Raw genomic sequence first — 9,436 nt, 5'->3', positions numbered from 1 at the left:
GCTGCCGACAGTGACAACCGCGCCGTCGTCGACGGGCATTTCGCGCGAGACCACCTTCTGCACCTCGTTGACGAAGGCGGCAGCAATCGTGATTGCGTCGATGCCCTTATATGGCGCCGCACCGTGCGCCATCTTGCCGGTCACGGTAATTTTGAACCCGTCGGCGGACTTTGTTACGGCGCCCTCGTGCGCACCGAACATCCCTGCGGAAATGTCGGGACTGATATGAAAACCGACTGCACCGTCGAAACCGTCTAACAGCTTCTCCTCTTGCACCGTGCGCCCGCCCATCGGCTCAGCCTCCTCGGCCGGCTGAAAGAACACGCGCAGCGTTCCGGCGAAATTGTCTCGCATCCGGTGGACGGCGAGCGCGGTCCCAAGCGCGATCGCACTGTGCATGTCATGACCGCAGGCGTGCATGACCCCATCCATCCGGGAACGATAAGGCAGATCCTCGCGGGCCTCTTGAATCGGCAGCGCGTCAATGTCACCACGCACCGCGATTGATCGCCTCGGGCCGGACGCGACGCCCTCAATGTCGACATAAAGGCCGGTGTTGTGGAAGACCTTGGCATCTTTGATGCCGAATTGCGCCAGTATGTTGCGGATCCGCTCTTGAGTCCTCCATTCGGCATTGGAGAGTTCAGGCTCTCGATGCATGGCGTGGCGCAGCGCGATCACCGCCTCGCGCTCCACATCCGAAAGACCGCTGTTGTTGCTATTAGTCATCGGCTGAATCCTAATCCGCGCCGGTCGATCTGGCGCTATCGCACAAGTAAGTAACTTAGCTCCTCATCAAGATCGAAATCTGCGGTCATTTGCCCCTCGTGCGCATAATTTCCTTAACCTTCGTGCGTTGGCGCAGGACCTCCTCGTGGAATCGGGCTGCAGGATGGTCCCGTGCTCCTGAGAGGCCCGTATCAGCCGCCCCATTCTGCCAAGGGATCCCAATTTTACCCACGTCTCCCTACGGGAAGCCTTTCGGCAAGGTGCCACCTCGCTTTAACCAGTCCTGAGTTTGCCCCGGCTGTTAGCGACGGGACCAAGCGAGGAGCTCTCGGCATAGCGCAGCGCCAGATCCCGGCGCGGATGGCGGGTGAACGAACTCGGGCAGCATCCGAGCCGCGAGTGTGGCCCCGCATCGTTGTAATTGGTTCGCCAGTATCCAGACGCTGCGCGGGCCTGGGCCAGCGATGTGAACAGCGTCTCGTTCAACAATTCATCCCGCCGCCGGCCGCTGATGGGGAAGACGGCCCTCTCCTCGGAGCTGGCGATACACTGGCGATGTACGAACCCGCTAACAGGAGCAACAACGACGTCTGCGGGACCGCCCCTGACAACACTATTGCAGCGCACCACAGAGCAACCGGTGGCCAATGACCACCGACCGTCCCAGGGGCGCGAGGGAGTGGATTCCAGAGGCGCGTCTCGACGATAGTATTCGCAGAACTGTTTTATTCCTCGCTGGCGTACGACCATAAGTCGCCGAGGTCTCGCACTTACTGCTGTAGACTCCAGGAGTTCCAAAGTGCGTTGTTGATCTCCACGTTGCTCCTTCCAGAGGCATCCTTCTTTGACCACCACGCCGGGTCAATACTGATTGTCTTAGCCCTATTTTCTGGATACGTCGGCAGCAGCTTGGCCCGATCCGCGGGGATCAGATCGAAGGCCTTCTTGTTCAAGGGGCCGATGATGAACAATTTTGCGAGTGCCGCCTGACTCTCGGGTCGAGAGGCGAATTCGATGAATTTCTGGGCATTGTTGACGTTCTTTGCGCCTTTCAAGATCGCCCAGTAGGTGTAGCCAGTCAAAGCCTGGTCCCAGGCATAATCGACGGGCGCACCCTGCTCCTTTGCCAGCTGAATGCGTCCGTGGGGCCCAGAGCCAATCACCGCCTCGCCGGAAATGTACGCTTCTGGTGACATGGCTGCGGTCGTCGCCCATTTTACGACGCTCGGTTTGATGCGCGACAGAGCCGCATATGCGCGCTTGAAGTCAAGCGGGTAGAGCCGTTCCGGAGGAACTCCGTCAGCGAGAAGTGCAGCCTCGATCGGGGGAACACTTGCACTGGGCGCGCTGAGAATTCGCGGCCCGGGGAATTTGTTGACGTCCCATACGTCGGCCCAGCTCTTTGGTCCGTTGGCTTGCGTGTACTTCTTAGCGTTGAAGGCAATGACAACTGCGTACACGGCCATTCCGACCCCGAAAGGTTGAACAGCATCTTGTGGAAAATCTGCAAAGACCGATCGATCCATCGCGCTGTAGTCGAGCTGCTGCAGCATGCCATCGCTTGATAGTACCAGGAAATCTCCCGGCGCTGCATCCACCACATCCCACTCCGGACTTCGAGAATCGACCATCGCGCGCATCTTCGGCAATGCAGGTCCAACCGCTTCGATGACCTTAATTCCAGTCGCCTTTTCGAACGGCTTGAAAATGGCCTGCCGCAGCGCGTCTAGGTACGCGCCCCCCCCATGAAGCGACGACTACTTGGCCGTTGTCTTCGGCCGCGGCTGGCGCAACAGGTCCAAGGGCTGCCGTAATAGCAGCACAGAGAGCGAAGAAAGTGCGCTTGAAATTCACGTGGCTTCTCCTCCCAAGAGTCCTGAAGCGAATGTTTGGCTTTGGCGCAGCTGATGGATGCTCTCAGCCGGGCCACAGAAATCTAAGAGCGTGTCGACGCACAAAGTGTGCGTATCCTGCAGTAGACCGGGGAAATTACGCAACGTGAGGGGCGCATGCGACCAATTTCAGCAGCCAAGCCATTTCGCTTGCTTGCCGCTCTCGCCGTCGCAGGTCCGCCGCTTCGGCGTGCGCAGCGGCAACGCCATCGAAGGCCATATTCGCAGTCCGAAAGAAGGCGGGCGCTACCCGCGCTGCTCAAAGGCACACGCTGAATTTCGAGCACTTGGGAAAAGGCCACACACAAGATCAATTTCGACAACCTCACTCGTCCCCGCCATCATTCGCAAAGAGGCGGTCACTTTCCCGACCCGTGTAACTCAGCTCTTCGGCCCTTACGGAGAGGAGGCATGATAAAGCGCTTAGGGCTGAAGCATCATTATCAATAATAAGCGTCACCGTGCGGCATCGCAGGCAGGCCGCACGCATCGGCTGCGTATCGAAGGTCGGGCAAAAACTCGCGACCTCATAAGCGGTCTTGGTTCACGAGCACGGGTGGAGATTCACGCTGCGGAGTTCGACGTATCGTCTAATCGGCCGGGAAACCTAACTGTTTTGCAAGGCCCGCGGCGATGGCGCGAGCGCAGCTGAGGATACGACCAGATCGGCGACCGCCGTGTGCGACAGCTCATACTCGGTGTCCCCTTGTCATGTGGCTCAATATCCTCGTCGCCATGAGGTTGTTAATTCCGCCCGGCTATCACGCAACACATACGGCTGCGCATGTCCGTACGAGATCGGGGAGAGCGTCCTTAATGCGCCCCAATGCGGCGGTAGCAATCTCTGCCGCTACCAGCCGTTGAGATCGAGTGGTAGTAGCGCGATCCGGCCTCCTTGGTTGCCTCTCTAATAAACAAGCATCGCGCGACCGGGACGGTTGCCGCGCGGCAACCGTGATAGATGCTAAGCTTCACCAGGACGAGTAGTGATAGTGGAGCCCGTGACGCACAGAGGACGTAGTCCCGAGGTGAAGCCAGACGTCGGGCGCGATCCTGTGGGGACCGCGCCGACGGGCAATTGTGGCTGGCTTGGTGTTCTTCCGGAACCACCCGCTGGCCTGATTGACAGGTCACCGACCGCAAACAGGCTCTACAGTCAACGGCCACATCAGCACCTCGACTGCCTTCCGGATTGAGAGGGATCGCTGCCTAAAACATTCACCCCTCGCCGATCCGCAACGATCCTGTGCGCTCACAGATCGCCAAGATCTCGCTTACTGCTGCAGACTCCATGCATTCCAAAGCGCGTTGTTGATTTCCAGGTTGCTCTTTCCAGAGGGATCCTTCCTTGACCACCACGCCGGATTGGCCGTGACCGTTTTAGCCCTGTTTTCTGGATAGGTCGGTAGCAACTTGGCTCGATCCGCTGGGATCAGATCAAAGGCCTTCTTGTTCAAGGGACCCACGATGAACAATTTTGCAAGTGCCGCCTGACTCTCGGGTCGAGAGGCGAATTCGATGAACTTTTGGGCATTGCCGGCGTTCCTTGCGCCTTTCAAGATCGCCCAGTATGTGTGGTCAGTCAAAGCTTGGTTCCAGACATAATCGACAGGCGCACCCTGCTCCTTTGCCAGCTGAATGCGTCCATGGGGCCCAGAGCCAATCACCGCCTCGCCCGAAATGAGCGCTTCTGGCTCCATGGCTGAAGTTGTCGCCCACTTTGCGACGCTCGGCTTGATACGCGACAGCGCCGCATACGCGCGCTTGAAGTCAAGCGGGTAGAGCTGTTCCGGAGGAACGCCGTCAGCCAGAAGCGCGATCTCGATCGGAGGGACAACTCCGTTCCCCGCATCGAGAACGCGCGGCCCGGGGAACTTCTTGACGTCCCATACGTCTGCCCAGCTCTTCGGTCCGTCGGCTTGCGTATATTTCTTCGTGTTAAAGGCAATGACCTTCGAGTACGCGACCGTTCCCACCCCGAAAGGTTGAACAGCATCTTGTGGAAAATCTGCAAAGACCGATCGATCCATCGCGCTGTAGTCGAGTTGCTGCAGCATGCCTTCGCCTGACAGTTGCAGGAAGTCTCCCGGCGCCGCATCCACCACATCCCACTCCGGACTTCCGGAAACGACCATTGCGCGCATCTTCGGCAATGCGGGTCCAACCGCTTCGATGACCTTAATTCCAGTCGCCTTTTCGAACGGCTTGAACATGGACTGCCGCAGCGCGTCTAGGTACGCGCCGCCCCATGAAGCGACGACCACTTGGCCGTTTTCTTCGGCCGCAGCCGGCGCAATAGGTCCAAAAGCTGCCGAAATGGCAGCGCAGAGAGCGAAGAAAGTGCGCTTGAGATTCATGTGGTTCTCCTCCCAACAGTCGTTGAAGTAAGTGTTTGACTTTGGCGCAACTGATGGACGCTCTTGATGTCAAGCCAGACTGCAAAACTCTAAAAGTGTGTCAACGCACAAAGACTGCATACCGTGGAGAAGGTTGAGGAAATACTGCAAAGTGACTCGCGCATACTACCTATTTCGACGCCAACCGTAGGCTAGCCACAAGAGACATTGCCGAAGCAAAGTGAGCGTTGAGGCGGCGGTGCAGGCTCTGATCAAGTCGGCCAATGCTCGAGCCCCGGCACGTCATCTGCGCAGCGTGTCTTGCCGCCAAGAAACGATTCACAGGCGTGTGAAGCAAACGCTGAACCGACAGGTTGTCGCCGATGTCTCCGAAGAGCGGTTTCTCGGGCGCCTGCCGTTTGTATGTAGGACGAGCACATCTTCTCAATGAGTTCTGCGATCTGCGTATCGGCCCATCCCGACTGCGACAATGTCTGGGTTTTGGCCGCAGTCTTGTCGTCCGCGATGGTGATCGCTTTCGTGGTCGGCGAGTGCAGCGATCGTCTCACGGCCCCTTGCGTCTTCGGTCGGCCAGATGTCTCCCGACCTTCTGCTTGCCGCCCGAGGAGCGTCCTTCGGCAGGCATGATACCCGCCTCGATACGTTGCACATCTCAGTCCGCCACCACCGCTTTCTTCGATAGCTTTCATCCCTTAGTTCCCTCAGCAGTCTGCACGACCGGAAATCCCGGATCGTTTGATTTGGCGCCTCTCTGGGCCGGCCATTCCGCGGCGAATTTAAAACCGATCGTGATCAGGATGAGCATCACCGAGACGGCCGCGATGGCAGGATCAATTTCAAATCGAATTCCTTCCCACATCCTCACGGGAAGCGTCTTGGCGCTCGTTCCCGAGAGGAACAGCGCCAGAACCACGTCGTCAAATGAAGTGAGAAACGCGAGAAATGCAGCGGAAATGACGGCAGGACGCAGCATGGGTAGCGTGACGAACCAGAAGGCGCGCAGGGGACTCGCGCCCATTGTCAGGGCCGCGGCCTCTAGTGATTCATCCGTGCTTCTCAAGCCCGCCGAGACAGTCACTAGGACATATGGAAGCGCAATAATAATGTGAGCGAGCGCGAGTCCAACTTCGGTCCCGAACAAATTGAGGCGGACATAGACGCCATAGAGTGAGATCGCGAAGATTACGACCGGCACGATCATCGGCGAGATGAGAATTGCGGTAACAATTCCCTTGCCAGGAAACCGCCCGCGCACGATTGCATATGCAGCCGGAACGCCGATCACAATCACACCAGTGGTCGCTAGAATCGCGACTTTGAGGCTTGTAATTGCTGGGGTGATCCAGTCGTCACGTGAAAAAAAATTCTCGAACCAGCGAATAGAGTACGATTGTGGGGGGAAATGAAGATAGGCCTCACTTGAAAATGCAAGTGGAAAGAGCACAAGGAGCGGGAGCACAAGGCAAACAAGTACCCCCCAGGAGCAGCACTTTACGACCAAGTGGCGCGATCCCAGGCGGCCAGATTGCCCCTTTATGGCCAGTTGTGATGCGCGCAATGGAAAGAGCTTTGACAGGAAACGCTCGCGCCAGACAAGGAGGTGGATCGGTCCTCGTTGAAAGACATGGTGCACTAACCGTCCGAGGATTCCGGACGATGTTTCGATATTGAGTGTCCGCTCGTAGAGCACCGTAAGAATGCCGGTCGCTACAAGCAACAATACCGACATCGCAGCCGCCAATCCCCAGTTGTTCAGTTCGTTGACTTGTTTTTCAATGAGCATGATGTAGGTGATATCCGAGAGACCACCCAGCAGCGCGGGTATTACGAACATCCCAACCGAGGACATGAACACTAACAGAGCGCCAGCGAGCACTCCCGGGACACTCAAGGGCAGTACAATCCAGAAGAACGCAGAAATGGGCCGCGAGCCGAGACTTTCCGCAGCAGACAGCAGGCGCAAGTCGATTCGGCTCAGGGTGCTGTAAAGCGGCAGAACCATAAACGGCAGCATGATGTGCACCATGCCGACGTACACGCCCACGGTGTTGTAGACTAGCTTGAGCGGCTCATCAATGATTCCGATATCGACGAGCGCCGTGTTCACAATGCCGTTGCGGCCAAGTATTACAATCCAAGCAAAGCCACGCACGAGGATGCTTGTCCAGAGTGGTAGGAGGATTAGCAGTGTCATGGTCCGTCTTGTTCGGTCCGACACAATGCGCATCGCATATGCGATTGGGTAGCCCACGAGGACGCAAAGCACTGCGATGACGAATGCAAACCGAAAGGTTTGCGACAGGACGCGCAGCATGAACGGGTCGCTGAACAGCTCGAGATAATTGGCGATCGACCAACCCTGATCTCCGAAGCTGCGAGAGACGATCTGGACCAACGGATAGAGGTAGAACGGCAGCAGGAGGAGCGCTGCCGGAATTAGGAGGCCAACAAGGCCAATACGGTGGGTTGTGCGAGATAACATGGTTTTCTTGAGGTAAGTGAGATTCGTACGTTCGGTCGCGTGCGCCGTTCCGGTGGCGGCATCACTGCTCTGTCGCGTGAAGAATTAATCAGTCGTCGATTCAACGAAGATGTGGACGTCTTCCAAGTTCCAACCGATCGTCACTTGGCTACCGATACTGGCTTGCGGCACATGTCCCGGTTTGTTTTGTAACGTGACTTCAACGATCTCTTGATCGTTGAGGGCTACACGGTACCGGATAATATTTCCAGTGTAGGCAATCTCCGCGACACGTCCCTCAAAGCGTTCTTCCATCTCTGCAGCGCTATTGAGCATGATGCGCTCTGGCCGAAGCATCAGGCACGCCCGGCCTTTCGATCCGCGCGCCGATTCTGGAACACGGCAGCGCAATCCCCCAGCGGTGACTAGGCTCCATCCGTCTGGTCGTTGCGCTTCCTGAAGCTCGAGTTCGCCTTTTAGGAAGTTAGATGTTCCGAGAAAGTCGGCGACAAAGTTCGATTTCGGACGCTCATAAAGCTCGCTCGGAGAACCGGATTGCACAACCCGTCCGTCCTGCATGATGATCACGCGATCCGACATCACGAGAGCCTCGGTCTGGTCATGTGTAACATTGATGACTGTGACTCCCAGGTTGCGATGGAGTTCGCGAATTTCGAACTGCATATTCTCCCGCAACTTCTTGTCCAATGCGCTCAGCGGCTCATCGAGGAGCAGGACGGGAGGATCGAAGACCAGAGCTCGAGCAAGGGCGACCCGCTGCTGCTGGCCGCCAGAGAGCTGCCCCGGCAATCGCTGCGCAACGTTGGGTAACCGCACTAGGTCGAGCACATCCTCTACCTTTTGCCGAATTTCAGCTTCTCCCCTACGGCGCATCCTGAGGGGGAATGCAATGTTTTCGGCGGCCGTCAGGTGAGGAAACAGCGCGTAGCTCTGAAAGACGACACCGAGGTTGCGATGCTGCGGCCGGAGATGCGTGACATCGCGTCCTCCGATCGTAATCGCGCCTGCCGAGGGCTCCACCAATCCCGCGATCATCATGAGGACGGTTGTTTTCCCGGAGCCGCTCGGTCCCAGCACCGTCACGAATTCTCCAGCTGCAATGTCAATGGTCACATGATCGACTGCCCGGAAACCGCCGTACTCCTTTGACAACCCCGACAGTTGGACGCGGCCACCCTTTGCTTCCGACACTTCTTTGGCCGTATTGTTCAGCTGTATCCGTGAGCGCTCCCTAAGCACGACTCCATGCGATGTAGCGTTTGCGCTAGTCATGTTCCCATCCCTACGTTTCCTATCCCTACTTCGATCTCAGCTAAGCGCCTGCTTGGCAACCACCCAACTAATTACCCACGCAGCCCAAGTCCCCGGCGGAGGGTCATCAGCCGCTGAGACTATTGAGGGCGTAGGACATAGTCAGTTCAATCAGCCGCGAGGGCTGAGGCGGGCGCGGACACGCGCAGTTCAACCACCCTCATCTTGGCTGCTCGATCACGAACTCGATCTGCAGGATCATGGAAAAGCGTAAAGAGTGCCAGCGCACATAAACTGCGAAAAATGCAAGAGATCAAAGAAACACTTCAAAATACGGTCGTACCGCGTCACTGTTCGGCGAGCGAGCTTATCCAAATGCACGCTGGCATTTTCCCAGCGCGCGCGGCCGAAGGCGGGAATTCAACTTCGAGTAGGAGTGGAGCTGGCTGGGCAGCGCCGTCAAAGACACGCGGGTGTGCCGGTAGCCGGAATATCTGTAAGGAAAAGTCTGCAGAACTACCAAGGGTTTAGTTCGCAGCCCGGACACCCGCCGGCGTGGATGCAAAAGCCCAACTTGCGCGGACCTGTCTGGTGTGAGTGACCTGCCCCTGAGAATATCCTCCAGAAGGAGTTAGAGTCCGGCCTGACGAAGGACGGACAGATGAAGCGAGCAAGGTTCACGGAAGAGCAGATCATTGCGGTGCTGAAGGAGCATGAGGCCGGAG

The 9,436-nt window shown here is 57.4% G+C and carries 5 protein-coding genes and 2 pseudogenes; 1 reads left to right on the top strand and 6 read right to left on the bottom strand.

Annotated elements, in window-relative coordinates; translation table 11 throughout:
• The 3 genes and pseudogenes from FNJ47_RS42010 to FNJ47_RS42000 all read right to left on the bottom strand — a co-directional run.
• On the bottom strand, positions 1–729 hold a 729-nt coding region (locus FNJ47_RS42010; protein WP_163162151.1), incomplete at its 3' end, for a M20 metallopeptidase family protein.
• A 273-nt stretch (positions 730–1,002) separates the two neighbouring features.
• Positions 1,003–1,239, bottom strand: a pseudogene (locus FNJ47_RS42005) (integrase core domain-containing protein); the annotation flags it as partial.
• 260 nt (positions 1,240–1,499) lie between these two features.
• The gene (locus tag FNJ47_RS42000) at positions 1,500–2,399 is read right to left on the bottom strand and encodes an ABC transporter substrate-binding protein (protein ID WP_347341794.1); all 900 of its coding nucleotides are present in this window, start codon (positions 2,397–2,399) and stop codon (positions 1,500–1,502) included.
• Between the two features lie 382 nt (positions 2,400–2,781).
• Between FNJ47_RS42000 and FNJ47_RS54060 the strand changes: the two are divergent.
• Positions 2,782–2,975: pseudogene (locus FNJ47_RS54060) on the top strand (transcription termination factor Rho); the annotation flags it as partial.
• 920 nt (positions 2,976–3,895) lie between these two features.
• On the opposite strand, the gene FNJ47_RS41990 reads toward FNJ47_RS54060, so the two are convergent.
• The 3 genes from FNJ47_RS41990 to FNJ47_RS41980 all read right to left on the bottom strand — a co-directional run bounded on the left by FNJ47_RS41990 (position 3,896) and on the right by FNJ47_RS41980 (position 8,732).
• Positions 3,896–4,978 carry an ABC transporter substrate-binding protein gene (locus FNJ47_RS41990; RefSeq protein ID WP_163162149.1) on the bottom strand — a complete coding sequence of 361 codons (1,083 nt, stop codon included), beginning with the start codon at positions 4,976–4,978 and terminating at the stop codon, positions 3,896–3,898.
• Positions 4,979–5,663: 685 nt separating this feature from the next.
• Positions 5,664–7,460, bottom strand: a complete 1,797-nt coding sequence (locus FNJ47_RS41985; RefSeq protein ID WP_163162147.1) for an ABC transporter permease subunit — start codon at positions 7,458–7,460, stop codon at positions 5,664–5,666.
• Positions 7,461–7,544: 84 nt separating this feature from the next.
• Positions 7,545–8,732 (bottom strand): ABC transporter ATP-binding protein, encoded by a 1,188-nt coding sequence (locus FNJ47_RS41980; RefSeq protein ID WP_163162145.1) that lies wholly within the window; start codon positions 8,730–8,732, stop codon positions 7,545–7,547.
• Between the last annotated feature and the right edge of the window lie 704 nt (positions 8,733–9,436).

This window comes from Bradyrhizobium uaiense, from assembly GCF_010811875.1.
Taxonomy (GTDB): domain Bacteria; phylum Pseudomonadota; class Alphaproteobacteria; order Rhizobiales; family Xanthobacteraceae; genus Bradyrhizobium; species Bradyrhizobium uaiense.
This window is presented reverse-complemented; position numbering and strand designations above follow the sequence as displayed.